This window comes from Streptomyces sp. NPDC091292, assembly GCF_044757265.1.
GTDB lineage: Bacteria > Actinomycetota > Actinomycetes > Streptomycetales > Streptomycetaceae > Streptomyces.
Map to the genome: position 1 here is coordinate 64,094 of NZ_JBIVUQ010000028.1, position 25,776 is coordinate 89,869.

Annotated in this window: 23 protein-coding genes and 6 pseudogenes; 14 read left to right on the forward strand and 15 right to left on the reverse strand. The window is 70.0% G+C overall.

Annotated features, from left to right (window positions below):
* Positions 1-17 precede the first annotated feature (17 nt).
* From ACIQNU_RS39660 to ACIQNU_RS39680, 5 genes are all read right to left on the reverse strand, one after another.
* Positions 18-260 carry a hypothetical protein gene (locus ACIQNU_RS39660; protein ID WP_401376293.1) on the reverse strand — a complete coding sequence of 81 codons (243 nt, stop codon included), beginning with the start codon at positions 258-260 and terminating at the stop codon, positions 18-20.
* A gap of 183 nt (positions 261-443) precedes the next feature.
* Positions 444-2,174 carry a pyruvate dehydrogenase gene (locus ACIQNU_RS39665; RefSeq protein ID WP_401376339.1) on the reverse strand — a complete coding sequence of 577 codons (1,731 nt, stop codon included), beginning with the start codon at positions 2,172-2,174 and terminating at the stop codon, positions 444-446.
* Positions 2,175-2,308: 134 nt separating this feature from the next.
* Positions 2,309-4,255, reverse strand: a complete 1,947-nt coding sequence (locus ACIQNU_RS39670) for a BTAD domain-containing putative transcriptional regulator (protein WP_401376296.1) — start codon at positions 4,253-4,255, stop codon at positions 2,309-2,311.
* Between the two features lie 165 nt (positions 4,256-4,420).
* Complete coding sequence (locus ACIQNU_RS39675) at positions 4,421-4,759, reverse strand: GNAT family N-acetyltransferase (RefSeq protein WP_401376299.1); 339 nt, start codon at positions 4,757-4,759, stop codon at positions 4,421-4,423.
* Positions 4,760-4,781: 22 nt separating this feature from the next.
* Positions 4,782-5,771 (reverse strand): pirin family protein, encoded by a 990-nt coding sequence (locus tag ACIQNU_RS39680; RefSeq protein ID WP_401376300.1) that lies wholly within the window; start codon positions 5,769-5,771, stop codon positions 4,782-4,784.
* 118 nt (positions 5,772-5,889) lie between these two features.
* On the opposite strand from ACIQNU_RS39680, the gene ACIQNU_RS39685 reads away from it, so the two are divergent.
* Positions 5,890-6,378 carry a carboxymuconolactone decarboxylase family protein gene (locus tag ACIQNU_RS39685; RefSeq protein WP_401376302.1) on the forward strand — a complete coding sequence of 163 codons (489 nt, stop codon included), beginning with the start codon at positions 5,890-5,892 and terminating at the stop codon, positions 6,376-6,378.
* A gap of 137 nt (positions 6,379-6,515) precedes the next feature.
* Here ACIQNU_RS39685 and ACIQNU_RS39690 read toward each other — a convergent pair whose 3' ends face one another.
* Entirely contained in the window at positions 6,516-6,983 is a 468-nt protein-coding gene (locus tag ACIQNU_RS39690) for a MarR family winged helix-turn-helix transcriptional regulator (RefSeq protein ID WP_401376341.1), read from the reverse strand.
* 192 nt (positions 6,984-7,175) lie between these two features.
* Complete coding sequence (locus ACIQNU_RS39695) at positions 7,176-8,126, reverse strand: NmrA/HSCARG family protein (RefSeq protein WP_401376305.1); 951 nt, start codon at positions 8,124-8,126, stop codon at positions 7,176-7,178.
* A gap of 335 nt (positions 8,127-8,461) precedes the next feature.
* Between ACIQNU_RS39695 and ACIQNU_RS39700 the strand changes: the two genes are divergently transcribed.
* The gene (locus ACIQNU_RS39700; protein ID WP_401376308.1) at positions 8,462-9,061 is read left to right on the forward strand and encodes a thioesterase family protein; all 600 of its coding nucleotides are present in this window, start codon (positions 8,462-8,464) and stop codon (positions 9,059-9,061) included.
* A gap of 201 nt (positions 9,062-9,262) precedes the next feature.
* Here the strand turns inward: ACIQNU_RS39700 and ACIQNU_RS39705 are convergent, their stop codons facing one another.
* Together ACIQNU_RS39705 and ACIQNU_RS39710 are read right to left on the reverse strand one after the other, a co-directional pair.
* Entirely contained in the window at positions 9,263-9,880 is a 618-nt protein-coding gene (locus ACIQNU_RS39705) for a response regulator (RefSeq protein ID WP_401376343.1), read from the reverse strand.
* Between the two features lie 66 nt (positions 9,881-9,946).
* Positions 9,947-11,134 carry a sensor histidine kinase gene (locus ACIQNU_RS39710; protein ID WP_401376310.1) on the reverse strand — a complete coding sequence of 396 codons (1,188 nt, stop codon included), beginning with the start codon at positions 11,132-11,134 and terminating at the stop codon, positions 9,947-9,949.
* A 528-nt stretch (positions 11,135-11,662) separates the two neighbouring features.
* Between ACIQNU_RS39710 and ACIQNU_RS39715 the strand changes: the two genes are divergently transcribed.
* The gene (locus ACIQNU_RS39715; protein WP_401376345.1) at positions 11,663-13,114 is read left to right on the forward strand and encodes an alpha/beta hydrolase; all 1,452 of its coding nucleotides are present in this window, start codon (positions 11,663-11,665) and stop codon (positions 13,112-13,114) included.
* A 199-nt stretch (positions 13,115-13,313) separates the two neighbouring features.
* Here the strand turns inward: ACIQNU_RS39715 and ACIQNU_RS39720 are convergent.
* Together ACIQNU_RS39720 and ACIQNU_RS39725 are read right to left on the reverse strand one after the other, a co-directional pair.
* A pseudogene (locus ACIQNU_RS39720) lies at positions 13,314-13,421 on the reverse strand (IS5/IS1182 family transposase); the annotation flags it as partial.
* 174 nt (positions 13,422-13,595) lie between these two features.
* Positions 13,596-13,940, reverse strand: coding sequence for a hypothetical protein (locus ACIQNU_RS39725; RefSeq protein ID WP_401376312.1), 345 nt, complete (start codon positions 13,938-13,940; stop codon positions 13,596-13,598).
* Between the two features lie 705 nt (positions 13,941-14,645).
* On the opposite strand from ACIQNU_RS39725, the gene ACIQNU_RS39730 reads away from it, so the two are divergent.
* Together ACIQNU_RS39730 and ACIQNU_RS39735 are read left to right on the forward strand one after the other, a co-directional pair.
* The gene (locus tag ACIQNU_RS39730) at positions 14,646-16,139 is read left to right on the forward strand and encodes an integrin-like protein (protein ID WP_401376315.1); all 1,494 of its coding nucleotides are present in this window, start codon (positions 14,646-14,648) and stop codon (positions 16,137-16,139) included.
* 251 nt (positions 16,140-16,390) lie between these two features.
* Positions 16,391-16,522 (forward strand): annotated as a pseudogene (locus ACIQNU_RS39735) (zinc-binding dehydrogenase); the annotation flags it as partial.
* 14 nt (positions 16,523-16,536) lie between these two features.
* Here the strand turns inward: ACIQNU_RS39735 and ACIQNU_RS39740 are convergent.
* Positions 16,537-16,848, reverse strand: coding sequence for a hypothetical protein (locus ACIQNU_RS39740; RefSeq protein ID WP_401376350.1), 312 nt, complete (start codon positions 16,846-16,848; stop codon positions 16,537-16,539).
* Here ACIQNU_RS39740 and ACIQNU_RS39745 point away from each other — a divergent pair.
* The 9 genes and pseudogenes from ACIQNU_RS39745 to ACIQNU_RS39785 all read left to right on the forward strand — a co-directional run bounded on the left by ACIQNU_RS39745 (position 16,732) and on the right by ACIQNU_RS39785 (position 23,717).
* Positions 16,732-17,484, forward strand: a complete 753-nt coding sequence (locus ACIQNU_RS39745) for a hypothetical protein (RefSeq protein WP_401376346.1) — start codon at positions 16,732-16,734, stop codon at positions 17,482-17,484. The two genes, ACIQNU_RS39740 and ACIQNU_RS39745, sit on opposite strands and share 117 nt — an antisense overlap.
* A gap of 664 nt (positions 17,485-18,148) precedes the next feature.
* A pseudogene (locus ACIQNU_RS39750) lies at positions 18,149-18,421 on the forward strand (SelB C-terminal domain-containing protein); the annotation flags it as partial.
* Between the two features lie 264 nt (positions 18,422-18,685).
* Complete coding sequence (locus ACIQNU_RS39755) at positions 18,686-19,999, forward strand: MFS transporter (protein WP_401376347.1); 1,314 nt, start codon at positions 18,686-18,688, stop codon at positions 19,997-19,999.
* Positions 20,000-20,078: 79 nt separating this feature from the next.
* A pseudogene (locus tag ACIQNU_RS39760) lies at positions 20,079-20,676 on the forward strand (hypothetical protein); the annotation flags it as partial.
* Between the two features lie 130 nt (positions 20,677-20,806).
* Positions 20,807-21,349: a hypothetical protein gene (locus tag ACIQNU_RS39765; protein WP_401376318.1), complete on the forward strand. Its 543-nt coding sequence runs from the start codon at positions 20,807-20,809 to the stop codon at positions 21,347-21,349.
* Positions 21,350-21,440: 91 nt separating this feature from the next.
* Positions 21,441-21,839, forward strand: a complete 399-nt coding sequence (locus ACIQNU_RS39770; protein WP_401376321.1) for a hypothetical protein — start codon at positions 21,441-21,443, stop codon at positions 21,837-21,839.
* Entirely contained in the window at positions 21,839-22,693 is an 855-nt protein-coding gene (locus ACIQNU_RS39775) for an MIP/aquaporin family protein (RefSeq protein ID WP_401376324.1), read from the forward strand. Before ACIQNU_RS39770 ends, ACIQNU_RS39775 begins: the two co-directional genes overlap by 1 nt.
* A gap of 81 nt (positions 22,694-22,774) precedes the next feature.
* A pseudogene (locus tag ACIQNU_RS39780) lies at positions 22,775-22,972 on the forward strand (dihydrodipicolinate synthase family protein); the annotation flags it as partial.
* On the forward strand, positions 22,899-23,717 hold the full coding sequence (locus ACIQNU_RS39785) for a dihydrodipicolinate synthase family protein (RefSeq protein ID WP_401376327.1): 819 nt from the start codon (positions 22,899-22,901) through the stop codon (positions 23,715-23,717). The pseudogene ACIQNU_RS39780 and the gene ACIQNU_RS39785, both read left to right, overlap by 74 nt.
* Before the next feature lie 30 nt (positions 23,718-23,747).
* Here the strand turns inward: ACIQNU_RS39785 and ACIQNU_RS39790 are convergent, their stop codons facing one another.
* The 3 genes and pseudogenes from ACIQNU_RS39790 to ACIQNU_RS39800 form a co-directional block, all read right to left on the reverse strand.
* Positions 23,748-23,942, reverse strand: coding sequence for a hypothetical protein (locus ACIQNU_RS39790; RefSeq protein WP_401376329.1), 195 nt, complete (start codon positions 23,940-23,942; stop codon positions 23,748-23,750).
* 336 nt (positions 23,943-24,278) lie between these two features.
* On the reverse strand, positions 24,279-24,890 hold the full coding sequence (locus ACIQNU_RS39795; RefSeq protein ID WP_401376332.1) for a transposase: 612 nt from the start codon (positions 24,888-24,890) through the stop codon (positions 24,279-24,281).
* Between the two features lie 121 nt (positions 24,891-25,011).
* Positions 25,012-25,167: pseudogene (locus tag ACIQNU_RS39800) on the reverse strand (transposase); the annotation flags it as partial.
* Positions 25,168-25,776: the final 609 nt, after the last annotated feature.

The following is a 25,776-nucleotide window of genomic DNA, read 5'->3' on the forward strand; positions in this document are numbered from 1 at the left end:
CCGCTTTCCTGTCCGCGCTACTCCGGTAGCTGATGGACGATCCCGAGATCACTTTCAGCGTCGAAGCCGACGCGCTCGTGCGGAAGAGCGGCTGGGCGTCCGATGTCGGCCCCCAGGTCGAAAGTGGCGGCGGCGATCGCATCGGCTATCTCCGCCTCCTGGTGCTGCCGCTTCACCCGTTCATGATGTGCACTCAGAAGATCAGCAATTCTTCGGATCGGACCGTGATGGAGGTCGGGAGTCGGCGTTTCCTCGCTCATGGATGCTGATTCTCTTCCGTAGACCCCGCGCGGGGGTGATCGGCGGCGTGCGGGCGTCGAGCCGTCAACGTGAGGCTCCGTCAGGTGTGAGGGCCGCCTCCAGGCGAGCCGCTCCGTACTGGCGCAGGGCTCGTCAGGTTGCTGGGGTCGCGAATCCGGACCTCGGTGAGGACAATGGCAAGCTCAGGGGCGGGGGATGTTTCGCAGGTTGGCACGGGCCAGGTCGAGCATCTTGCCGACGCCCCCGTCGAGCACTGTCCGGCCGGCGGCGAAGGCGAATCCCTTGACCTGGGCGGCCGATATGCGCGGCGGGATCGACAGCGCGTTGGGGTCGGTCACGAGGTCGACCAGGAACGGTCCGTCGTGGGCGAGCGCCCGCTTGAGTCCCTCGACGACATCCCCGGGGCGCTCGATGCGGATCGCCTCGACGCCCGCGCTACGGGCGATCGCCGCGTAGTCCACGGGCTCGTGGTCCGTCTCGTGCTCAGGCAGCCCCTCGACCAGCATCTCCAACTTCACCATGCCCAGGGATGAGTTGTTGAAGACGATCGTCTTCACCGGCAGATCGTGCAGCTTCACTGTCAGCAACTCACCCATGAGCATGCCCAGTCCACCGTCACCAGACATCGAGATCACCTGGCGGCCGGGGTAAGCGAACTGCGCGCCGATGGCGTGCGGCAGCGCGTTGGCCATCGTGCCGTGCAGGAACGAACCGATCACCCGGCGCTGCCCATTGGGGGTCAGATAACGCGCCGCCCACACGTTGGACATGCCGGTGTCCACGGTGAACACCGCGTCGTCGGCAGCGAGTTCGTCCAGAACCGAGGCCGCGTACTCAGGGTGGATCGGGGTGTGCCGCTCGACGTCGTGGGTGTAGGCGGAGACCACCGTCTCCAGCGACTTGGCATGCTTGTGCAGCATGCGGTCCAGATAGGTACGGTCCCGCTCCGCCTCGACCAGCGGCAGCACAGCCCGCAGCGTCTCCCGGACATCGCCGTGGACCCCGAGTTCCAGCACAGTGCGACGGCCGAGGCGGCCCGCATCGTGGTCGATCTGCACGGTCCGTGCCTGCGGCAGGAAGTCGTTGTACGGGAAGTCGGTGCCGAGCAGGACGACCAGGTCGGCCTCGTGCATCGCGTCGAAGCAGGCGCCGTAGCCCAGCAGACCGCTCATGCCCACGTCGTACGGGTTGTCGAACTGGATCCACTCCTTGCCCCGCAGGGTGTGCCCAACGGGGGCGGCAGCCTTCTCGGCGAGCGCCATGACCTCGGCGTGTGCGTCCCGCACTCCCGCACCGCAGAACAGCATCACCTTCCGTGCCGCGTTCAGCTTTTCGGCCAGGCCTCGAACCTGCGTTTCCGGCGCGACGACCCGGCCGTGCTCGGTGACCAGGTCGCTGCTTCCCGTCGGGTGCGTTGCCGCGTCGTGCGCGACATCACCCGGTATCACCAGGACCGACACCGCGCTGTTGCCCAGAGCCCGCTGCATGGCGATCCGCGCAACCCGGGGCATCTGTTCCGGGGTGCTGATCATCTCGCAGTAGTCGCTGCACTCGGTGAACAGCCGTTCCGGGTGCGTCTCTTGGAAGAAGCCGGTACCGATCTGGTGGGACGGGATGTGCGAGGCGAGTGCCAGCACGGGCGCACCGGAGCGGTGCGCGTCGTACAGTCCCTGGATCAGATGTGTGTTTCCGGGGCCACAGCTACCGGCGCACACCGCGAGCCTGCCGGTCAGCTGTGCCTCCGCTGCCGCGGCGAAGGCGGCGGCCTCCTCGTTCCGTACGTGCACCCACTCGATGCCGTCGGTGCGGCGCACCGCGTCGACCACCGAGTTCAGGCTGTCACCCACCACGCCGTAGACCCGCTCCACGCCCGCCTGGCGCAGAACGTCCACAAGCTGCTGGGCCACGGTCACATTCCGTACCACCGGTTTCTCCCCTCGGGCTGCACACGTGTCCCGTAGGACTCTCGACAGCCTCAATGTAGTTGACGCATCCACTTTAGGGGCGTGGGTTTCCGGTGCCGGACATGGCCACCCGGAACTCCGGATCAATCGGGTTCGCTGGGGGGACACATGGCAGTGGCCACGGCGCCCGCCCCCCGCAAGTGGCGGGCCAAACGGGCAGGGACGGTGTCGCCCCGCATGGCCAAATGCTGTGCGAGAGCGGCATGCAGCAGTTGCCGAGAAGACGGTGCGAGTGTGCTGAGGATCACCTCGCGAGGCAACTCGGGAAAACGATAGCCACTGGTGGCATGCTCACTGGGTTCCGCCTCCCACACCAGGAGCCGGGCAGCGACCGCCACGTCAACAAGCGGTAGGAGCTGCCGCAGTGGCTCGTCCAGCATGTCGGCGAGCAGGGCGATGTCCAGCCACTCGGCATCCACCGCACCATAGGTAAGCATTTCACGGACCGGTTCCGGCAGCCCGGCCAGCCGACTGAGGATCGCGCTCCGCACGGCCGTGGGCACTCGGGCCGCCGCGCCCGTCCGTCGGTCGGGAGGCAGCTTGAGTAACTCGGTCAGGATGAATGGGTTCCCCGCGCTGCGCCGATGCAACGCCGCCGCATGCGCCGGCGTGACGCGCTCGCCGGATCCTGTGAGGACCTCGGTGACGTCAGCGAGAGTCAGCGGATCCAGCCTGAGCCACGTCGCGCCCCGCCGGGCAAATGCGGTGAGCAGGCCGCTGGACGTCGGATCGTCGGCGGCCCGCATGGCGCACACCACCGCGACGGGGCCCTCCGGCAGTGCCTCGACGATGTGCCGCAGATGGGAATGGAACTCCGGTGATGCCGCGTCGAGGTCGTCAACGATGCAGAGTGTGGGCCGACGGGAAAGCGCCTGCAGAAGCTTCCCCGTCGTCGTCCGTTCGTCCACGGGCGCAGCGCGTTCGTATCCGTCCTGCCGCAGCGCGTGGAGTAGTTGCGCGGCAGGGGACGGCGACGAGCGGCTTCCGTTGTCGCCCTGCACCTGGCCGCCCTGGGCACGGGCGATGGCGAAACCCGCCGATACCGCATGGGCCGCCAACTCATCCAGCAGCCGTGTCTTGCCGGCACCGGGCTCGCCGGAAACGACAGCGCAGGCCGTACGACCCGCGGCGGCCCTCGACAGGACCGCCCTAAGCTGCGACGTCTCCTCCGACCGTCCTGCCAGAGGTGGGGGCGCGTCTCCCGGGTCCGTCCTCAGGACGACATCGGTCGAGAAGGGGCTGAGGCCGTCGAGGATGCCGGTGTCGTGCCGCAGAATGGCGGTCTGCAGTCGTTTGAGCCCCGGACTCGGGTCAAGACCCAGCTCCTCGTCCAGCATGACGCGGAACCGCTCGTACTGCTGAAGCGCTTCCGTCGGCCGGCCCCCTGCGTACAGGGCCCGCATCAGCAGTGCCCAGGACACCTCCCGCAGCGGCGAGCCGGCGATGAGCCCTTCTGCGGCGCTGATCGCCTGTGTCAGATCCCCCTGCTTCAGCAGGGTCGTGGCCTGCAACTCCCTTGCTTCCTGAAGGATTGCGTTCAGACGCTTCCGCTCGCGCACCGCGAAATCCTCGTCAGCGGCGTCTTGGAATGCCTGGCCGCGCCACAGGCCGAATGCTTGGTCGAGTTCGCGCTGTGCCTGGGACAGTCGGCCATGCCTGACCGCAGTCCGGGCGCTGTGCACGGTGTCCTCGAACACCACGGTGTCCCGGGCCTTGCGAGGCACTCTCAGGGAATAGCCGGACGACTCGGCAACGAGCACATTGGACGGCCCTTGCCGCTCCGGGTCGAGCACCGAGCGCAGTCGGCTGACATGTGCTCGGACCGAGGAGATGGCTCCCGTCGGCGGGTTGTCCTTCCACAGGCACTGGGAGAGGTCAGCGACGGTGACCGGCCGGCCCTCCTCGATGAGAAGGCGGAGGAGCAGCACCCTGCGTTGTGGCGGCCCCAGGTCGAGCGGTGTCCCGCCGCGCCACACCTGGACCGGACCCAGGGCACGGAACTCTGCGGTGTCATCGTCGGTCGCATTCATGTGGATTACTCGCCTTTCGGGGCGCTTCGGGGGAAGCGCGGTCGGACACGCCACTCCACTCGGGAAGCACACCTCCCGCCTCCCAGCAGGCACCGATGAGGTCGTTGAGGGTGGCCACCGATCGAGTGGCGGGCGCCGGCCAGAGGGAGGATTCACATGGGGTACTCAGTCAAGCTGTGCCTTCAGCCACCGCAGGACGTCAGGTGTGACCGGGTCGGTGATGTCCGCGAACTCGTCGTGCCGCTTCAGGAACTTGGCGACGTAGGGGCAGACGGGGACGATCCGCATTCCGGAGGCGCGCACGTCGGCCAGTGCCTGCTGGACCAACTGCGGGGCGAGGCCCTGCCCGGCGAATGCCTCGTCGACCTCCGTGTGGAAGAAGACACGTTGCGCTCCCAGGTCACGGTAGGCGGTCAGACCGGCGCGTTGGCCGTCGACCAGGATCTCGTACCGGCGATCGGCGTCCACACGCTCGACAAGCGTGGTGGTGGAGGACTCGCTCATGGTGTGCCTTTCGTAAGGGAGGTCAGCGGGTCGGTGGGTTGCGGCGCGGTGTGATGACGGCGTTCGGCAGGGCCGGTGCGGGAAGGCGGCCTCGGGGAGAGTCCTCGATGACGCCGAAGCGGTCGGAGGAGGCTTCCCAGTCCCCGCGGGCCTTCACGATGTCCTCGTGGCTGCGACCGACGAAGTTCCACCACATGACGATCTCCTCCCCGAAGGGAGGCCCGCCGAGGAGGATGGCCCGCGCCGGGGCGTCGGTCTCGTTCACCATCGTCAGGGTGTCCACGCCGCGAGCGACGTAGCCGAGTTCGGCAGGCCGCAGCACCGTGTCGATCAGGCGGATGTCCCCGCTGTCCACGAGGAGACCGTGCTCGAAAGCCGCGTCCACGGCGAGGGAGAGCGTCATGCGGGGTTCGATGACGATCTCGGCGCCGAGCAGCGGCGTGAAGGCCCGCACCGGGGAGGTCCGGCCGGCGAGCGAGCCCAGAAAAACCCTGATGTGGGCCCCGTCGACCTGCGCGAGTTCGGGCACGTAGTGCTGGAAGTCCCGGGCGGCGTTGCGGTGTTCCTCGGGCAGCGCCACCCACAACTGGACACCGTGGATGACCATGGTGTTCGGATTGGAGACCTCGGAGTGGGCGATGCCGTATCCGCCGGTCATGAGGTTCATCTCACCGGGCCGGATCAGGGAGTGGGTTCCGAGGGTGTCGCGATGTTCGACCTCTCCACTGAACAGCCAGCTCACCGTCTGCAGTCCGGTGTGAGGATGCGGGGGCAGGTCCATGCCGCCCGACGCAGCTACTTCGTGCGGGCCGTAGTGATCGGCGAAGCACCAGGCGCCGATGAGTGTGCGCTCCCGCTGAGGCAGCGTCCGCCGCACGCGCATCGCACGGGGGCCGCCGAGGGGGACCTCACGCGCCGACAGGACATCGACCCAGGGGGCTCCGGTCGGCCGGTCGCCTTCGACGGGCGCACCGCAGCGCAGGGCCTCGGCATCGGTTTCCGCGTTGCTCACCGGTACCTCCTACACGCTCTGGTTGTCACATCAACTATGATGCCACGGAGGTAGGCAGATGGCCAAAGCACCCGCACGAACGCGGGATGCTCCATGGTGACCCGAAGGAGGCCCCGGCGTGAGCATCCACAACCACAGCTCCCCGCCCCGCAGGATCTTCATCGACAAACAGAGCCCCAAGGCATTTCATGCCCTGCTACAGGTCGCGGATGCGGCCCGAGCAACCGCCGCCGAGGCCGGGCTTGACCGCACCACCGTGGAACTGATCAACCTCCGCGTATCGCAACTCAACAACTGCGCCTACTGCCTCGACACGCACACCAGAGCGGCCCTGCGGGCCGGTGAATCACCGCAAAGACTCGGAGTCTTGAGCGCATCGCGGGACACCGGCCTGTTCACTCCCTCGGAGCGCGCCGCTCTGGCGCTGGCCGAGGCCACCACTGATCCGGCGAACGCCGCGACCCAGGCAGCCGCCTATGAGGCCGCCCGACAGGTTCTTTCCGAAGACCAGATCTCAGCCACGATCTGGGTGGCGGTCACCATCAACGCGTTCAATCGCGTGTCGATCATGAGCAAGCACCCGGTACCGCCGCCTCGCGACAAGTAGCGGCGGTTGCCCCGTCACACCGCTACCGCTGGCCTTCGGCGTGCCCGGCTCGCATGTTTCCCGCTGAACACGGGCGCACCCAAGGCTTCGCTCACGTCGGTGTCGCGCCGGGCCGTGGTCGGACATCCCTCCGGCTGTCAGCGGCCACCGCGGCGACGCTCACGCCGGCCGCATGACACACACCTGGTCGTCCGTTCCAGGCGGGATGGTTCCTCGTCCAGCTTCTCCACCACGCGTTCGGAGACGCGAGCGAGCAACCGCAGCTCCGACGGCGTGACGTTGTCAAGGAAAAACTCACGCACCGCCTCCACATGACGTGGGGCGGCGGCTTCGATCACCGCTCGCCCCTCGTCTGTGATCACCACGAACGTGCCACGGCCGTCCTCAAGGCATTCCTCCCGCACCACGAGACCACGCTTCACCATCCGGGCGATGTGATGGGACGTCCGGCTCTTCTCCCACTCCAACGTCCTGGCAATGTCCAGAAACCGCCGCCGCCGGACGGGTGTGTCCATCAACTCGACCAACACGGCGAAGTCCGCAGGCGACACGTTGGACTCCGTCTGCAACAAGTGGGACAGCCGACCCATGAGCCTCTCCTGCATGCGCACGAAGCTCTGCCACGCATACTGCTCCTCCACCGTCACCCCTACGCACCGCCTGTTCCATGAAGAGGCCGCGGCCACTCGTCGATGGTCCGGCCCTCGGCTCACCACGGTTGGCTCACTCGGCATTCCGAGGGCGTCCGCCGGAGAGACGGCACCCTCGGGGCCATGGGCTGTCGGCGGGGTAGCGGCTCAGCCCGCCTGGATGTTCGCGGCGTTCTCGGCGAGCCAGTCGTCGAAGCTCTTGAGCGCCGGGTTGATCTCCCGCAGGAGGTCCAGGTCGCGGGCGCCGGTGAACTCCTGGTCGAAGTCCCCGTAGTACCGGAACATGTTGGCGATCTCGTCGCCCGCCGGTACGCCCAGGGAGCGGAAGACGTCATAGGGAACCGACTGGAAGCGCACCGGCTCGCCGATCGCGGTGCCGAGCTTCTGGGCGTACTGGGCGCCGGTCAGGTGGTCGCCGGCGAGGCCGACGGTCTGGCCGATGAACGGCTCGCCGGCCTTGAGGAGGGCGAGTGCCGTGCGGCCGATGTCGTTGACGTCGACGCCGGCCAGCAGCTTGCCGTCCTCGAACGGCAGGGTCAGCGTCAGTACGCCGTCCTCGGCTCGCTTGGGCCCCATCATCGACAGGAAGCCCTGGAAGAAGAAGGTGGTGTTCAGGAAGGTGGTCGGCACTCCGGCCTGCCGGAACAGCTCGTTGCCCTCGCCCTTGGCGTCGAAGTGCGGGACGTTGTACTTCTCCTGGAGGACCGGCATCCGCTCATCCTCCAGCGGCAGCAGTTCGCGGGTGTCCTCCAGCGTCGACCACACCACGTGCCGCATCCCGGCCTTCTTCGCGGCTCGCGCCAGAACCTCGATCTCCTCCATTTCCTGGGCCGCCGAACCGTGCGCCCAGAAGTTGGTGACGAGGAAGGCGCCGTAGGCACCTTCGAACGCTGCGTGGACGGTCGGCTCGTCATGGAAGTCCGTCCGCACGACCTCCGCACCGAGGTCCGCGAGTTCCTTGGCCGCGGGTGATTCGGGGTTCCGGGTCAGCGCACGCACCGTGAAGCCCGAGTCCGGATCGGCGAGGATGGCCCTCGCGGTGCCGCCCCCCTGCGCACCGGTGGCTCCGGCGACCGCGATGACCTTCTTCTCACTCATGCCACTGCCCCTACCCGACGAGAGATTGTTGATCCATCAACTGAAGCGCAATTCGGTTGATGAATCAACCTGTGGTCGCAATATTGAGTCAGGTAAATGACGTCAGACAGGCGGCGCTTGACTGAATTGGGCCTGGTCGCGTGGTATGCCCCGTCCGACCTGGTGGCGGAGTTGGCGCTGTCCCTGAGGTCACCTTGCATGAACACTCCTGCCGACCAGAGGTTCGGTATCCAGATCGATTCGGCAAGGGTGGGTTCGGGCCGTACCAGGTATTGCTCGTCGGCCAACGGGTCAACCGGCTCGCTCCGGCCGGCCCGACCGGTACTCGCGTGCAAGTGCACACCGGTGTTCGCCGGGTCGGGCGCTCCTCGTTCACGTTCGAGCAGGTGATCATGGTCGACGGCAAGCGTGTGGGCAGTGGCGACGCCACCGTCGTGCTGGCCGGCAACTCGGGGCCCCTCCAGCTTCCGGACGAGCTGATCGCCGATCTCGACGAGATGCGGCTGTCGGAGAAAGGAACGTCGGCAGCTTCCCGTCCCCGCCCTGAGCGCCTGCAACGTGCCCACTACTCGTACTGGTCCATGCTGCGTTCCCGGATCGGTGACGTCGACTCCAACCAGCACGTCAACTTCCTCGCACTGGCCACGTGGTACGACGAGGCCATCGCCGCATTCACCTCGCACTCGATGGGGACAAGCGGTGCGGGCTCGGTGCCAGATCTGCCCCCTTCGTCCTACCAGATCCAGTATCTCGGCGAGGTGACCTACCCGGGCGACTACGAGATCGGGCTCACGGTCCGGTCCGCCGACACCGATTCCGTGCACCACGAACTCGGTGTCTTCCACGGCAGCACCTGTCTGGGCGTGGCCGACGCCATCGGCCCACGCGGCACACTTACCGCCGAAGCCCTGGAAGCGGCCCCGACGGCGGACTGACCCACGGCCTCTCGCGGACAGACCTGGTTCATCCCGGCAGCGCGACGTCACCGGCCCCGATCCGCGCGAGTGCAAACCGACCCGGACCGGCGCGCACTTCCCGGCGTTCCTGAAGAAGGCCGTCAAGCCGCACGCGGGAAAGGAGGTCGAGGCCGATGCCCGCAGCGCCTCCCGGACCGGTTCACCTCGTCGAGGGGCCCGTCATTCGTCCGCGTCGCGGACCAGGAGCGCGATCTGTACCCGGTTCTCGACCGCCAGCTTGGCGAACAGGTTGCCCGTGTGTGCCTTGACGGTCGCGATGCTGATGTGCAGTCTCCGGGCGATCTCCGGGTTGCCCAGCCCGTCCGCGATGGCTCGGGCAGTTTCGCGTTCTCGGTCGGTCAGCGCGGCCAGCTGTTTCCGTGCGGCTTCACGGGACGAGTCGCGGGCGTAGGTGGACCGCGGACCGGTGGCTGCGGCGATCACTCGTGCCGTGGCCGCCGGGGACAGTGCGGGGTTGCCCTCCGCGACGGTCCGCACCGCGTCGAGGAACTGCGGCGGTGGGGTGTCTTTGAGGACGAATCCGAGTGCTCCTGCGTCCAGCGCGCCGAGCACCAGAGCATCGGAGTCGAACGTGGTCAGCATGAGCACCCGGGGTGGCACCCGGCGGGTGAGGATTTCCCGGGTCGCGCTGAGACCGTCACGGCCGGGCATCCGCACGTCCATCAGTACGACGTCCGGCCGCTGCTCGTCCACCACGGCGATCGCGGCGTCCCCGTCGGCGGCCTCCGCGACGACGGTCAGGTCCGGTTCGCCGTCGATGACAAGCCGCAGCACCATGCGCACCAACTGGTCGTCGTCGACGATGACGATGCGCACCGGCTCCCGCTCCCGCTCGCTGTCCACTCATGTTCTCTTTTCGTGGGTGGGGTTCGGCCAGGGCAGTCGTGCGGTGAGGACGTATCCGTTGTCGGGTGTGGGGTGATGGTCGAGTGTTCCGCCGGCGAGGTTGATTCGTTCGCCGAGGCCCAGCAGACCGAATCCCGACGACGGCAAGCGCATGTGTTGTGTGATGGCTGGGGAATTGCGGACGCTGACTTCCAGTTTGTCGCCTTCTGTTCCATCAAGGGTGATGTGTATGTGTGCGCCCGGGGCGTGTTTGGCGGCGTTGGTCAGTCCTTCTTGGACGATCCGGTAGCAGGTTCGCCCTGTGGCGTCGGGCGGAGCTGCCGTCATGCTCGTGGTGAGTGTGACGTCGAGTCCGGATGCGAGAGCGTCGGCGGCCAGTTCGGGGATGTGGTCGAAGGAGGGTTGTGGTGGTTCCGGGCGGGTCGGGTCGGCCCGGAGCACACCGAGGACGTCCCGTAGTTCCTCCAGGGCTTGGTGGGAGCCGTCGGCGATGGAGCTGACCAGCACGCGGTTCTCCTCGGCGGTGAGGTCGCCGCGGTGGTTCAGCACTCCGGCCTGCATGGCGACCAAGGAGATCCGGTGCGCGAGCACGTCGTGCATCTCGCGGGCGATCCGGTTGCGTTCCAGGGCTCGTGCCTGCGCGGCTCGTGCGGCATGTTCCCTTTCCGCGCTTTCCGCCCGGTCCCGCAGGGAGCGCACTTCGGCACGGCGCGCGCCGATGGCCATGCCTACGGCTGCCGCGATGCCCGCGGTCAATGCCGGGAACGCGAGTTGGGTCCACAGCGGGCCGGGCGGGCTCGGGCCCTGGACCGGGTGGAGCGCGATTGCGAACTGTGACGCGGTCACGTAGGCCAGCCCGACGGTAGCGATCTCCACAGGACGGCGACGCGTGGAGACCGAACTCAGTGCCATGAGCGCGGCGCCGGTGGCGAGTGCCGACGCGGTCGACGCGATCGCGACCGTCATGGCGACGGCGAGCGGGAACCGCCGCCGCCATACGAGAGCCGTCAGGCAGCCGAGCGCCACCAGCGGATCACCGATGAGGAACCAGGAGCCCGTTCCGGCCGCCTGCCATTTCAGCAGCACACCGGTGGAGAGCCAGACCGGTATGCCCGCTGCCGTGGCGGCTGCCAGCCGCCAGGTCTGCGGCCACCACCCGAGCCGTGTCGCGACGTCCGTGTCCACCTGGTCATTATCGCGACACCGTATGTCCTGTGAGTCGGACCGAGGGATGAGACGCCCTGGACCAAAGTCGAATAACCGTCTCGCCTTTGGTCGAAGCCTTTCGAGCCGTCGGGCCGATGTGGAGGCCCCGCCGCACGGACAGACTCGTTCACGTGCCGAGACAAACCGGACACGAGACGGAGAAGCGCGATGCGCGAGAGTGGCTTCGGAGCCCTTGAGGCGGTGGGGATGGTGATCACGGCCCTGGCCGCCCAAGCGGTGATCCATGGTCTGCTCAACCGGGACTCCGAGCTGCTGTGGGGCATCTTCGACCGGGTCCCGGGCGGCCTTGCCGGCCGGGTGACTCTTCTCGGATCCGTCGCGCTCGTCGCGACGTTGCTCGGTGGCTGGGCACACACCCGCCGGCAACCGGACGCCGGGCGGGCGGCCAGGTCCTGTCCGGCCGACCCCCACGGGCCGACAGGACCTGACGGCGGACGTTCCAAGCCCTCGCTCCGGCGCCCCGCGCGCCCCTCAGAAGGACATCAGATGCGCAGAACCCTCTCCCTCTTCCTTGCCACCACCGCGCTGGCGGTGACCGCGATTCCGGGAGTGTCGTCGGCGACGACGCCGGACACCGTGCACTGGGGCGCGTGTCCGGAGGACATCGCCTCGCCCGGCCTTGAGTGCTCGACGCTTGAAGTCCCCCTGGACTACCGGGACCCCGACGGCCGGCAGATCGCGATCGCGATCTCGCGACTGGCGAGCGAGAACCCCTCGCAGCGCCGCGGCGTGCTGCTGACCAATCCAGGCGGGCCCGGCGGTACCGGACTCGACTACCCGGCCCTTCTCGCCGGCTCAGGGCTGCCCCGGAAGGTGCTGGACTCCTACGACGTGATCGGCTTCGACCCGCGCGGCGTCGGCCACAGCACGCAGGTGACCTGCGATCTGACGCCGGAACAGCAGGCACGGCGCAATTTCCCGCCGTACGCGCACACCGCGGCCGATGTCGCGAGGGAGGCGGGGTACGCGCGGACCGTCGCCAAGCAGTGCGCCACCTCGCGGACGGCGTGGATGTTGCCGCACACCACCACCGCGAACACCGCGCGCGACATGGACCGGATCCGGGCGGCGTTGGGTGAGCCGAAGCTTTCGTACCTCGGCCATTCCTACGGCACCTACCTCGGTGCGGTGTACACGACGCTGTTCCCCCAGCGCGGCGACCGGATCGTGCTCGACAGCAATCTGGGTCCGGGCGGTTACGACGTCACGGCCATGCGGGCGTTCGCCCGTGGAATGGAGGACCGGTTTCCGGACTTCGCGGCGTTCGCCGCCGCGCGTCCCGAGTACGGCCTGGGCACCACACCGGAGCAGGTGACCGCGAAGTTCTTCGATCTCGCGAAGCGGCTGGAGGCGAAGCCGGTCCAGGGCATCGACGGGACGTTGTTCCGCGGGCTCACGTTCGAGTACCTCTACAGCGATGCGACCCTGCCCCTGCTGGCCGCCACCTGGCAAGCACTGGAGAACGACCGGCCTCTGCCCACACTGCCGTTGCCGGAGAACATAGAGAACAGCATGGCCTCCCGCTTCTCAGTGGTATGCGGTGATACGCGCTGGCCGGGAACGGTCCAGGAGTATCAGCGCAACGCCGCGGCCGACCGGCTGAAGTACCCGATGCTCGGCGGGTCCACAGCCAGCGTCGGACCGTGCGCGTTCTGGCCGGACAAGCGGGTCGAACCGCCGGTACGCATCGGTGACCGGGGTCCGTCGAACGTGCTCATGGTGCAGAACGAGCGGGACCCGGGGACACCACTGGCCGGCGCCCGGAAGCTGGGGAACGCGTTCGGGAAGCGGGCCACGATGGTGACGGCCGACCAGGGCGGGCACGGCGTCTATCCGTTCGGCTCCAACACGTGCGCGAACGACGCGGTGACGGCGTTCCTGACCACTGGGCAACGCCCTCCGCAGGACCTCGCCTGCGCGGCGGAGGCGAGCGAGTAACGGGAACCGGGACATGTTCAAAGAGCGGGCGGCGTCGTCGGGCCGTGCGGCGGATCCACCCCGGGACGGGCGAGCGCTGAGGCGTTTCTGCTGGTGGCAGTCGCTTTTCCGGACACTGTTGTCTCTTCGGCTGACGAACGAAGACGGCTGCCAGGAGGGCTACGCTGTCGACGTCAGGCGCTAGGGCCTTTCGTTTGGATCATCGGGCTGACCAGAGGAAGATGCCCGCGATGTGAAGTCCGGCCAGGTAGATGGTGGCGGTCTTCTCGTATCGGGTCGCGATCCCGCGCCACTGCTTCAGGCGGTTGGTTGGGTAGGCCGCGCGACGAGGTACCTGCCATGAGCAGACCCTTTTTCGCACGGCCCCCCTCCGAACCCGCCGTACGAGTTTCCCCGTAACGGGCTCTCCAGTGACCTATTTCGTGACGCTACTGGTCGGCTTTCCTGAGTGGATCCTGCCCGGACCGCGGCGGTGGTCTGTTCATGCGGCCGGGCTGCCGGTATCCGCCTGCGGGACCGGTGTTCGCGCCGTTGCTGTCGTGTGGCCCTGGGCGGTGCTGCGCATTGTGTTGAGTGCGGCGATGTCCGTGGTGGTGGCTGCGCCGTTCGTCGGATCAGTTGGCTGGTGGCCTGTGCCGGCCGGAACCGGTTCATGGCCCCTGGCCCGTGTCGCCTTGATGGTGTCGGCGGTCGCCGAGTTGCGCGGTGCGAGAGCGCTCTGGACTTCTTGCCGGCGGTGGTCGGCGGCTCTCACGTCCAGGCGTTGCAGCGGGGAGCCGGAACCGGACGAAGTCCCGCCGACCGGGGCGGGACGGGCAGCAAGCATCACCTGATCATCTGGCCGGGGTCTGGCCGTTGGGGTCCTGGCGCCTTCGTGGCGGTTTCGTGGTGCTCCCGGGAGCGGGGGGGATCGGTACCGGCCCGCCCCCGGCGCTTCACCTGCGGGGATACGGGGATACGGGGGTCCGTTTCCGGTTGAAGTGAGTCATGTTCACTTTGAAGCCGCTTGTGCGCAACCCTTCGTACGTTTCACGGGTCACACAGCCCGGAAGGTTTCCCCCCTTGTTCCCGATCTCCGGGAGAACGATCGTGCGTGTACGAATCCTGGGCGGTGCAGCGGCCGTTGTGGTTCGCACCGATGCCGGGCCGGGGGCCTGCCCTCCGCCGCGACCGCGGCCGTCGCGGGCCCGCCGCGCGCCGGCTCCGGCGGGGGCGGCTTCACCGGTCCCGCGCCCGGCGTGGCGCCAGCGGCGGGGAACGGCAGGGCGGGGGCGGCCGGTTACGTCCATGTGATGCGGGGCGGTGCGGACGTTCGGCACGCGGGCGCCGATGCCCGGTACCCCCGCACTCCACCCGCAACCCTGCACCCCATCTCCCCCCGCGGCCGGTGCCCGGTCCTGCGTGTGTGCGGGGCGTACGTCCTTCCCGAAGGACGTACGCCTGACCACCCCACCCGAAGGACGTACGCCTGATCCTCCCCACCCACCCCCACATGTGAAATGACCATCCCTGCACGGAACTTGGAGCGACTGTGCGCACAAAGACTCTCCCGGTGGCGGCCCTGTGCGCCGCCACCGTCCTCGCCGTGCTCGGCACGGCCGGCGGTTTTCCCGCCGGCGCCGCAGTGCCGGGCGCGGGCGGCGACGCCGACTTCAACGGCGACGGATACGCGGATGCCGCCGTCGGCGTTTTCGACGGCACCGTGAACGGACTCAGGAGCGCCGGCTACGTCCATGTCCTGTTCGGCGGCCCGGACGGACTGGGCTCCGGCGGCACGCTCAAGCTGAGCCAGAACAGCGCGGGCGTGCCCGGTACATCGGAGAAGAACGACCGCTTCGGCCTGGCCGTCGCGACCGCCGACCTCGACGGCGACGGCCTGAGCGACCTGGCCGTCGGCGCCCCCGGCGAGACGGTCGGCGACGGCTCCGCCGGGGCGCGCCAGGGCAGCGTCACCGCCCTGTACGGATCGCCGGGCGGCTTCGTACGCGGAAAGACCGTCGCCCAGGGCGGTCGGGGGAGCGCAGGCACCGGTGCCTCCCTCGCCGTCGGCGACTTCACCCGGGACGGCCGTACGGACCTGGCGATCGGCCAGTCCAACGGCGAGTCCGGCAAGGTCGCCCTGCGGCCGGGCCCGCTGAGCGAGGACAAGCCCCTGCTGCCGGTCCTCGACAACGGCTACGGCGGCACGGCGGGCCAGTTGGCGACGGGCGACTTCGACGGCGACGGCGCGGACGAACTGGCGGTCTCCGCGTACGGCCTGGAGTCCTCCGGTACGCGGCTGCTGCGGTGGAACGCCGCCGGCGCGACGCTCGACACCTACTGGTCGTCCAGCGCGGCCGGATACTCCCTCGCCGCGGGCGACTTCGACGGGGACCGGGTGGACGACCTGGCGATCGGGCAGTGCCGGGTCATCGGCCACGAGAGCAGCGGGGACTGCGGCCCGGCCGGGCCGGCCAAGGGCGGAAACGTCCACGTGGAGTACGGCGGCGAGGGCGGCGGCCGGCCCTTCGGCCACCGCAGCCAGACCTTCGGCCAGGACACCACGGGCGTGCCCGGCACCGCGGAGGACCGCGACAACTTCGGAGTCGAACTCAAGGCCGGACGGTTCAACGGCGACGCCCTGGACGACCTGGTGATCGGCGCGCCCGACGAGGCCATCGGCACCCGGACGCAGGCAGGCTCGGTGACCGTGCTGATCGCCGGCAGCGGCGGCCTGCTCGACGAGCGGGGCAGTGCCCGGGGTACCGCGGTCCACCAGAACACGGCGAACGTGCCCGGCACGGCCGAAGCGAACGACCTCTTCGGCGCGGCCTTCACGATCGGCGACTACGACAAGGACGGCTTCCGCGATCTCGCGGTGGGCTCGTACGGCGAGAACGGCGCGACGTCCGGGGGTTCGGGCGGCGTCTGGTACCTGCGGGGCAACGGCACGGCCGCGCCGACCTGGGCGGGATCCGCGGCGCTGACACCGCCGAAGCTGAGGCTGACGGGGGCGGTCGGGTACGGGCGGGTCCTCGGCCTGTGACCGTCGCGGAGCCGCAGTGGTCTGGCAGAGGGTCTTGCGGGGGGCTTCCGGGCGCCCCGCGGACGGGAGCCGTGTGCCTTTCCGGCACCGGCTGCACCCGCTGTACGGGTGGCGCCGGCGGCAGGGGTGGTCACTCTGTTCGGCGGGATGGTTTGTAGAGGTCGTCGAGGCGCAGTGGTGCGGGGCGGGGCAGCGGTGTGCCGGGCGCGGGCGGGCAGGACTGGAGGAAGTAGGCGAGCAGCCGGCGGGTGGCAGCCGCCCTCGCCGGCCACGGCCGCCTCACCGTCCCGCTGCACGCCGTGTTCCCGCTGGAGCAGGCCGCCGCAGCCCACGACGCCAGCGCCACCGGCCACCCCCGCGGCAAGATCGCCTCACCGTGCCCTGACACGGCGGCCTTTCACCGGCGCGCCCCGGGCCGCATCACATGGGACACATCCGTTGACCGGTGCGGGATTTCTTCATCGCTGTCGCTGCGTGGTTCAGGTGGATTGGTCTGTGCTGCATCGACCTGGGCTTCGCGTGGACGGATCTGCCATCGGGTGAAAGGCTCGCGTTCGTCGACGTCCCGGGACACGAGAGGTTCGTCCCCACCATGCTGGCCGGCGTGGGGCCCGTGCCCGCCGTGCTGTTCGTCGTCGCCGCCGACGAAGGCTGGAAGCCGCAGTCCGCCGAACACCTCGCCGCCGTGGACGCCCTGGGTGTACGGCATGGACTGCTCGCCGTCAGCCGCTGCGATCTGGCCGACCCCCGCCCCGCCACGGCGCAGGCACAGGACCGGATCCGGTCCAGCACTCTCGGCGGCGTCGAGGCCGTGGCCGTCAGCGCCCGCACCGGCGCGGGGCCTCGCGGACTTGCGCGCCGCCCTCGGCCGACTCGCCGCACGGCTGCCGGACGGGGACGCCGACTCCCCGGTGCGGCTGTGGATCGACCGGTCCTTCACCGTGCGCGGCAGCGGGCTGGTGGTCACCGGCACACTCGGTGCGGGGCGCCTCCGCCGGGGCGACGTCCTGGTGACCGCCAAGACCGGCCGTACTGTGCGCGTCAGGGCTCTGCAGGCCCTCGGCGAGGCGACCGACATGGTGCGGGCCACCGCCCGGGTCGCCGTCAACCTCAGGGATCACGACAAGGAGTCGACGGGCCGCGGCGACGCCCTGCTCACCCCCGACAGCTACCTTCCGTGCCTCCGCTGCGACGTGCGCGTCCATGGCGGAACACCGGCCGCGACGCTGCCCCGTACCGCTGTCGCCCACATCGGCTCGGCGGCCATGCCCGTAGGCGTACGGCCGCTTGGTACGGACATCGTCCGGCTGACCCTGCCGACGCCACTGCCGCTCCGTACCGGTGACCGTGCGGAGCTGCGCGATCCCGGCCTGCGGCGTGTGCTGGCCGGCCTGACGGTGTTCGATCCCCAGCCACCGGATCTGCGGCTGCGCGGCTCCGCGGCACGGCGCGCGGCCGAACTCGACGACGCTCGCGGCACTCCGGGCGAGGCCGCCGAGCTACGGCGCCGGCTGCTGGTCCGGCGCGGGGAGTTGACCGCCATGGGGGTGGCCGTCCACACCGCGCCGGTCGTGGGTGACTGGCTCGCGGACCCCGCCCACTGGGACGCCCTGCGCGCCCGGCTGGCCGAACTGGTCACCGCGTACCGCTCCGAGCGGCCCACCGAGGAGGGCATGCCCGTGGAGGCCGCTCGGCACCGTCTGGGGCTGCCGGCCGCCCCCCTGGTGGAGGCACTGGTCACGCCGCCCCTGCGGATGAGCCGCGGGCGCGTGACCGCCGGGCCCGCGGAACTGCCCGTCGCTGTAGCGGACGCGGTGCACCGACTCACCACGGAGCTGGCTCATCGGACCTTCGCCGCGCCGCACGCCCAGCAGCTCACGGAACTCGGCTTCGGTCGCCGGGGAACTCGCCACGGCGGTCCGCCACGGAGCAGTACTGCGACTCGCGGAACACGTGGTGCTGCTACCGGACGCCCCCCCCGGCTGGCGGCCGAGCGGCTGAGCGAACTCGATCAGCCGTTCACCGTGGGAACGGCGAGCCGTGCCCTGGACACCACCCGACGCGTCACCGTTTCCCTGCTGGAGTACTGCGACGGTCAGGGCATCACCCAGCTGCTCCCCGACAGGCGCCGCCGGTGCGAGAGCCCCGGCCGACCGGCGCGGGCACCAAACCGCCCTGAACCTTTGCGTTCACGTGTGTGCTCCGGACTCCACACCCACCAGTGCACGTACGTGGGCTTCACGCACGCCAACGCCGACACACGGCTCGCCACAGCGATGTGATTTCCCGGCGACGGCGCCGCAACGCGACCGGCTGTACCTGGAGCCTGAGTTTCCCCTCCCGGAGGAGATCGCCACCTTCGTGACGGCGCGGACAAACGCTGCCCGACAAGTCACCAGCACGAGCAGACCGCCACGGGACGCGCGGTGGTGGAATACCGTGGTGCCGTGGTGCGCGCCGGTGGTTCCCGGGTGGGTGGTTCGGACGGAAGTGCGGCTTCGGGCCGGTCCCTGTTCCCGCTGCTCGCGGTGTGCGCGGGTTACTTCATGGTCATCCTGGATGTGACCGTCATCAACGTCGCTGTTCCGGTGGTGGGACGGGATCTGTCGGCGTCGCTCACCGCAATCCAGTGGATCACCAACGGTTACACCCTGGTCTTCGCGGGGACGTTGCTCATCGGTGGTGCGCTCGGGGACCGGCTGGGCGCCCGGCGCGTCTTCTGCACCGGGGTGGTGGTGTTCACCGTCGCCTCGGCCGGCTGCGGGCTGTCCCAGGACACCGGCACCCTGGTCGCCGCCCGGCTGGTGGAAGGACTTGGTGCGGCCCTGATCGTGCCCGCTTCCCTCGCCCTTCTCCGTGAGGTGATCCCTTCGCCCGCGAGCCGCTCCCGGGCCTTCGGACTGTGGGGCTCCATGGCGGGTGTCGCGGCTTCCGCCGGCCCCCTCCTGGGCGGGCTCCTCGTCACGGCCGTTGGCTGGCGCTGGGTCTTCTTCGTCAACCTGCCCGTCGGATGTGCCTGCCTGCTGCTGACACGGCGCTGCGTGCCGGCTTCCATCCGGCGCCCGAACCGCCGGATGGACTGGCTGGCCCAATGCGCCGTCATCGCGCTGGTGGGCCTGCTCACAGCCGCCCTGAACGAGGCCGGACGACGGGGCTGGACCGACCCACTGATTCTGGCAGGCGCCGGTCTGTGCCTGCTGGCAGCCGCCGCATTTGTCCTGCGCGAGCGCCTTGCCCGTACTCCTGTGCTGCCCCTCACACTGTTGCGCTCCCGCGCGCTGAGCGGGGGTGCGGCCATCGGCATGCTGTTCAACTTCGCCTTCTACGGCATGCTCTTCACCGCCAGTCTCTACTTCCAGCACGAGCGCGGCCTGACCGCGCTGCGCACCGGGTTGGCCCTCTTCCCGGCGGTGGTCATGACCATGTTCGCTTCCGTGCTGTCCGGGCGGCTGGCACGCCGTACCGGACACCGTCCGCTTGTGGTCACGGGCATGCTGCTGGGGGCGCTGGGCCTGACCGGCTGGGTCGCGGCCGGACCGGACCCGGCCTACCAGCTGCTGGTGGTGCCCATGATGGCGGCTGGCTTCGGGACGTCTTTCGCCCTTACCGGGTCAACCACCACGGTGATGTCGGCCGTTGCGGACGAGTACTCCAGTACGGCCTCCGCTCTGTTCAACACCACTCGCCAGGTCGGCAGCGCGACAGGGGTCGCCCTGGGTGGCTCTTTGCTGGCCGCCACCGCGAGTTTCACGGTCGGGCTGCGGATCAGTATGGCCTTCGGCGCGGTCGCGTACCTGACGGCAGCCGTGCTTGCCCTCTTCTGCATTCCACGGAAGGCATCCGGCCGCGCCGTCCACTGAACGATGGCTCGCGAGGAAAGCATCCGACATGCCGCCCCCTCCGAGCCGGGCCTGCCCTACGGCTGGTGGGAGGAAACCCCCGCCGAAGCCGTCGCATGGGTCCTGGAGCGCCACGGCGGACCTCCCCGCGGCCGGCGGCTGCCCGGTCTTCGCGGACTTCATCCCCAAGGCCGTGGGCGCGAAGAACCTCCCTCTGGGCGCGGACCTCGCCGTCTCGGGGCGACTTCCGCCCCGCCGCGCTTCCCGCGACCTCCGCCACCGCGAAGGTCGACGGGTGCACCGTCCCCCTGGACGGCCCGCTCACCCCCGGCACGGCCGGCGAGCTGAAGCTGAACGTCAGCAAGGCCGGCCGCCCGGTCACCGATCTGGAGCCGTACCTGGGCGCCTACGGTCACCTGGTCGCGCTGCGCTCGGGCGACCTCGCCTACCTGCACGTGCACCCCAACGGCGAGCCCGGCGACGGGAAGGCGAAGCCGGGACCCGAGGTTTTGTTCACCGCGACCCCGCCCAGCGTCGGCACCTACTGTCTGTTCCTCGACTTCAAGCACGAGGGAACGGTCCGCACCGCCGCCTTCACCGTGAAGACCGGCGCCGTGCCGGCCGACGGCGAGACCGCCCCGACCGGTACGCCGGACGGTGAGGGCACCGCGGAGAAGCCCGACGCCCACAAGCACTGACCGCTGACCCCGCGGGCCGTCCTCTCGTCCCGAGGACTGACGGGGCCGGGATGCCGCCGGTCCTGGCGCCGACTAGCGTCGAAGGGGTGTGACGGCGCGAGTGGCCGTCGGACGGCGATGGGAGGCCACCATGACGGCCGACGTTGCGGAACCGGGCGCGGAAGCGCCCAGGGTGGATCTCGTCGAACGATGGCGGCAGGCGGCGGACCGGCACCTGTCCCCGACGAAACGGTCGCTGCTGGTCACCTGGGTCGCGTTCGGCACCACGTTCGGCACCGCGCGGTTCATCACCCACGGCATCAGGGGCGGTTGGCTGCCCTGGGGCAACGTCACCGCCGGCGGCAGGCATCTGCACCACTACAACTTCGGCATCGCCGCCCTGGCGGGCGTCGGACTCGTCGCGGTGCGCGGCGACGAGAGGGCCGTCGGGCATCCCTGCGTGGCCGCGGCCTACGGGGTCGGCACCGGGCTGATCGCGGACGAGTTCGCGCTGCTGCTGGACCTCCAGGACGTCTACTGGGCCAAACAGGGGAGGGTGAGTGTGGACGTTTCCCTGGGCGTTCTCTCCGTGCTCGGCGCCTACCTGACCGCCGTGCCCTTCTGGCACGAGGTGGCCCGAGTCACTCGCCGACACCTCGCGCGCACCGTGGCCTCAGCGTCGATCCGACGCTGATCACCGACATGTGAGCCGGGACCGGCTGGGGGAGACTGCGGAGGGCAACCGGTCGTCGTCGGCGACCACCGTGGCGGGAAGGAGACGTCCGATGGCGAAGAAGACCGTGAGGTGGGCCGATGCCCCGGCCGCGCACGACTACCCGGCGGCCGGGTCCTATCTGCGGCTGCTCCTCCCCCCGGAATCGGTGACGGCGCTGACCGACTCGATGGCCGAGGCGCCGACCGTGACCCACCCGGCCAAGGACCTGCTACGCGCGGCACGACTCCCGCTGCTCCCCGCCGACGACCCCCAGGTCGCGAAGGACATGAAGAAAGCCGCCAACGACCAGCGGCTGTCGCCCGTCCTGCTGGTACGAGGGGACTTGGTGAGCGGCCGCAGCCTGCAGATCGCGGACGGCTACCACCGGGTGTGCGCCAGCTACCACCTGGACGAGGACACCGAGATCCCCTGCCGCATCGTCGGCCTCCCCGCCGCGGCCGTCGGGTAGTGCCCGCCCCCACGGGCGCCGGCGCGGCCGACTCCGGGAGCGTCGAAGCGCGGGTGCGGGCCCGGCATCCCGCGCGTATCGTCCTCCTGCTCGAACGCGAACCTGTCTGGGCACGGGACTTCACCGACCTCAGCTATGAATGGCGGCGGCTGTTCAGCGAGGTGTTCGGCACCTTCCTGCTCGTTCTGGCCGGCGCGGGCGCGGCCGTCCTCAACACCACGACGCACGGCGCGATCGGTCGTGGCGCCGCCGTCACCGCGCCGGCCCTGACCGTGCTGGCGGTCATCCTGTTCATGGGCGCCGTCTCCGGCGCCCACCTCAACCCCGCTGTCACCCTCGCCTTCGCGCTGCGCCGCGACTTCGGCTGGTGGCGGGTCCCGGCATACATCGCCGCCCAGATCACGGGCGCGCTCCTGGCCTGCCTGCTGCTGCGTGCCACCTTCGGCGACGTCGCGTACCTCGGGGCGACGCTGCCCGGGCCCGGAGTCGGCGCGGGCCAGGCGTTCGTGATCGAGGCCGTCCTCACGCTGGGGCTCGTCAGCACCATTCTCGGCACGGCATCCAGCGCCCAGAACATCGGCGTGCTGTCCGCGTTCGGTGTCGCGGCCTACATCGCGGTCGCCGGGCTGTGGGCGAGCCCGGTCAGTGGCGCCTCCATGAACCCCGCCCGCTCGCTGGGCCCCGCTCTCGTCAGCGGACACCTGACCGACCTGTGGATCTACCTGACCGCGCCACTGCTCGGCGCTCTGGTCGCGGTCGGTGTCGCCTACGTCCTGCGCGGCGCGGGCGGCGACCCCGGCGGCAGCCGGGCAGCACAGGGCAGCCTTGGGCCCCCCACCGCCCGGGAGTCCTGACCCGCGTCGCGAGGCGGCGGACGGCTCCTGGCGGCGCTGTCGCCGGTCGGCTGCGCTCCGTGCTGCCTCCGTTCCTTCGCCTTGCCACGCGCGGCCTCCCCGGGCACCGGGAGTGATTCCCCCCCCATCTGCACCCCACTTGACGAACAGGGCCGCATCGCCGAGGTCTCCGCCCTCCGGTTGCGCGACCATCTGCGGGAAGGCGGTGTCGCGGGGATCTTCGCGCTCGGTTCCACCGGCGAGACCACCCATCTCACCGACGCGCACCGGCGCCGCCTGCTCGGTCTGCTCTCCCGGCCCGACCCCGCCGGAGCGCTTCCGCTGCTGGCCGGAGTGGTGGAGAGCACCGCTCCACGGGTCGTCGACGCGACCGAGGCGCTTCGCTGGACGCGGTGACCGCCGTCGTGGTGACCGGCCCCTACTATGCCCGGGCGAGCGCGGCCGAGATCGCCGGCACTTCGCACACGTCGCCGCGCACTGCCCGGTGCCCGTGATCGCCTACAACATCCCGGTCAACGCGGGCTACGAACTGCCCACGGACGTGCTGCGCGATCTGCTGACCGACGGTGTCGTCGCCGGAGTCAAGGACAGCTCACCGAACCTGACCGGGATGCGCGCCCTCGCCTCGTCACTGCCGGACGGTCATGGCTTCCCGCTGTTCACCGGTTCGGACGCACTGCTGGACGCTGCCCCGCTCGCCGGGGCGAACGGGGCGGTCGCCGGGCTCGCGAACGTCGCCCCGCGCGCCTTTGTGACCGTGCTCCGGGCTCATGCGGCGAACGACGCCGCCACGCTCGCCGCGATCCAGCGGCGCATGTTCGCCCTCACCTGTCCGTACCAGCCTGCGGAACCGGACCGCGGGGTCAACGCCGCTCGGATTGAAGCCGTCAAGACAGCACTTAAGCTGCTCGGCGCCATTGACAGCGACATGCTCGCGTACCCCATGCGTGGCTCGTCCGAGGCGCGAACCCTGTTCGTGAAAGAGGTACTGGCGAGCAGCGGACTCCTCGCCGTAGACGGCTGATGCGGACCGGCGACGCCGCCGGTCCGGTGATCACGCCGAGCCGGCCGCCGTGCCCAGCGCGGCCCGGGCGATCGCGTCGGCCTGCCGGAACATGTCGGCGTTGGCGCGGGCCCGCGCTCCGATCGCGGTGTTCCACTGCACCCCCTCGACCGGAGTCCCGAAGGCGAACAGCCCGGGGTGCGGCTGTCCGTCCGCTCCGCGCACCCGCAGCTCGGGCGGGGCCACGTCGAGGGCGCCCGTCTTGGTGATCCCGTCGCCGGACCCCGCCGTGTGCGACGGGCCAGCCCCGAGGTGACCAGTCCGCGCAGCAACGGGTCGGCGGTCAGGGCGAGATCGGACCCCGGCAGCCAGGTGTCCAGCAGTGCGTTCGCCGCGGCGGGAGGCCCGTCGACAGTGGGCGAGGCGGCGACGAACCGGCCCGCGGCCGCGTCCACACCGACCGTCGGCCGTGCGCCGGTGAACTCCACCGCACCCGCCTCGCGCAGCGCGATCAGCTCGGCGATCCGGCTGGCGGGCGGGCCGCTGGAGACATGCGCGCCGAAGGCCCGGAACCACGACAGTTCACGGTACGAGGTGCCGGTCGGCACTCCGGCGGCCACCACCCGCCGCACCTGCCCCTTCACCGCCGCGACCGCCGCGGCGGCGGCCTTGAGCGGGCTGCGCAGCGGATCGCGGGCAGCCGTCAGATCGGCCCGCAGCCGTTCGTCCAGCCAGCCGCCGAAGGCCGCCCGGTCGGGGAACGCGAGTCCGGCCAGCGGCCGGTCGAGATCGAGCAGGTCGAAACGGTCCGCCTCCTCGTACAGGCCCTCGGCGAGCAGCTCCGTCCATACGTCGCTTGGGCAGGACCACGAAGCCGTGCATGTCGTTGCTGCGTTTGACGATCGCGAGGACCAGGGCGAACGCGGCGAGGCAGTGTTCGACGAGGTTGCCGGTGTAGCCGCCGTCGGCCCAGACCAGGGCGAGGCGGTGGTGCGCGTCGGCCACCTGCCCGAGCAGGACCTGGGCGGCGGCGCGGTCGCCGGTGTCTGCGGCGGTGACCATCACGCCCGGCAGCAGACCGAGGGTGTCGACCACGACGTGTCGCTTGCGCCCGTTGATCAGCTTGCCGCCGTCGAAGCCGCGGCTGTCGGAGCCGACGACGGCGTCCGACTTGACCGACTGCGAGTCGATCACGCCGGCCGTCGGCTCCGCATCCGGCCCGTCCCTCGCGGATCCTTACGCGCACCCGGTCGTGGAACTCTTTGACCAGGGCGTGGTCGCGCCAGCGGCGGAAGAATGCGTATGCCCGGTCCCACGGCGGGAAGTCGGCAGGCATGGCCCGCCACTTGATGCCGTTGTCGACGAGGTAGCGGATCGCGTCCAGTATCGCCCGGTGGCAGTACGCCTCCGGCTGCCCGCCCGGCCACGCAACCAGCCGGGCACCGGCAGCAGCGGCCGGACCACGGCCCACTCCGCGTCCGTCATGTCCGAGGGATACCGCCGAACACGTTCCGGGTGATCGGCCGCGTTTCCGAATCGGTGAGCGACACAATCACACGTCGGTGCAGCCGAGTTGAACTCCACCGGGGCGAGCACGTACAACTGCGGCAACAGGGTCTCCTGGATCTCGGTTGGCTTCGCAACCCCGAGCTACCAAGAGGCCCTGCCTTCATGCCCGCAGCCGGCGGCAACCACCCGATCGAGACTCCCGTTCGACACACACCCCTCAGATCGGAACGACAACAGCTACTCACTGAAGTGCTGTGGTTCCCGCGTTCCCGCGTTCGCGCGTTCCCGCGTTTCTGCGGGTGTGGGCGGTTGTGGGTTTAGAGGCGGTGGATGGTGCGGAGGGTGCGGGCGTAGAGGCCGTTGCCGTCGAGGGTGGAGGGGCCGCCGAGGTCGGCCATGGTGGGGCCGTTGGGTGTTTTGCGGCTGGAGAGGAAGCGGCGTTGGCCGGTGTGGTCGGTGCCGAGGTGGATGCCGACGGATCGTGTCCCTTGTCGTGGTGTAGCCGATCAAGGCGTGGGAGTGCGCGGGCGTCTGCCCGGGGCGCACACCTGATGGGGGTGGCCGCTCCCTG

What these genes read in the sequence shown, in the direction of transcription:
- ACIQNU_RS39755 (WP_401376347.1), top strand. Translation starts at nt 18,686, where the DNA reads ATGGTCATCCTGGATGTGACCGTCATCAACGTCGCTGTTCCGGTGGTG.
- ACIQNU_RS39695 (WP_401376305.1), bottom strand. Translation starts at nt 8,126, where the DNA reads ATGAGTGAGAAGAAGGTCATCGCGGTCGCCGGAGCCACCGGTGCGCAG.
- ACIQNU_RS39675 (WP_401376299.1), bottom strand. Translation starts at nt 4,759, where the DNA reads ATGAGCGAGTCCTCCACCACCACGCTTGTCGAGCGTGTGGACGCCGAT.
- ACIQNU_RS39690 (WP_401376341.1), bottom strand. Translation starts at nt 6,983, where the DNA reads ATGCAGGAGAGGCTCATGGGTCGGCTGTCCCACTTGTTGCAGACGGAG.
- ACIQNU_RS39715 (WP_401376345.1), top strand. Translation starts at nt 11,663, where the DNA reads ATGCGCAGAACCCTCTCCCTCTTCCTTGCCACCACCGCGCTGGCGGTG.
- ACIQNU_RS39745 (WP_401376346.1), top strand. Translation starts at nt 16,732, where the DNA reads ATGCTGGCCGGCGTGGGGCCCGTGCCCGCCGTGCTGTTCGTCGTCGCC.
- ACIQNU_RS39670 (WP_401376296.1), bottom strand. Translation starts at nt 4,255, where the DNA reads ATGAATGCGACCGACGATGACACCGCAGAGTTCCGTGCCCTGGGTCCG.
- ACIQNU_RS39740 (WP_401376350.1), bottom strand. Translation starts at nt 16,848, where the DNA reads ATGCCGTACACCCAGGGCGTCCACGGCGGCGAGGTGTTCGGCGGACTG.
- ACIQNU_RS39660 (WP_401376293.1), bottom strand. Translation starts at nt 260, where the DNA reads ATGAGCGAGGAAACGCCGACTCCCGACCTCCATCACGGTCCGATCCGA.
- ACIQNU_RS39725 (WP_401376312.1), bottom strand. Translation starts at nt 13,940, where the DNA reads ATGCTTGCTGCCCGTCCCGCCCCGGTCGGCGGGACTTCGTCCGGTTCC.
- ACIQNU_RS39770 (WP_401376321.1), top strand. Translation starts at nt 21,441, where the DNA reads ATGGCGAAGAAGACCGTGAGGTGGGCCGATGCCCCGGCCGCGCACGAC.
- ACIQNU_RS39705 (WP_401376343.1), bottom strand. Translation starts at nt 9,880, where the DNA reads ATGGTGCTGCGGCTTGTCATCGACGGCGAACCGGACCTGACCGTCGTC.
- ACIQNU_RS39765 (WP_401376318.1), top strand. Translation starts at nt 20,807, where the DNA reads ATGACGGCCGACGTTGCGGAACCGGGCGCGGAAGCGCCCAGGGTGGAT.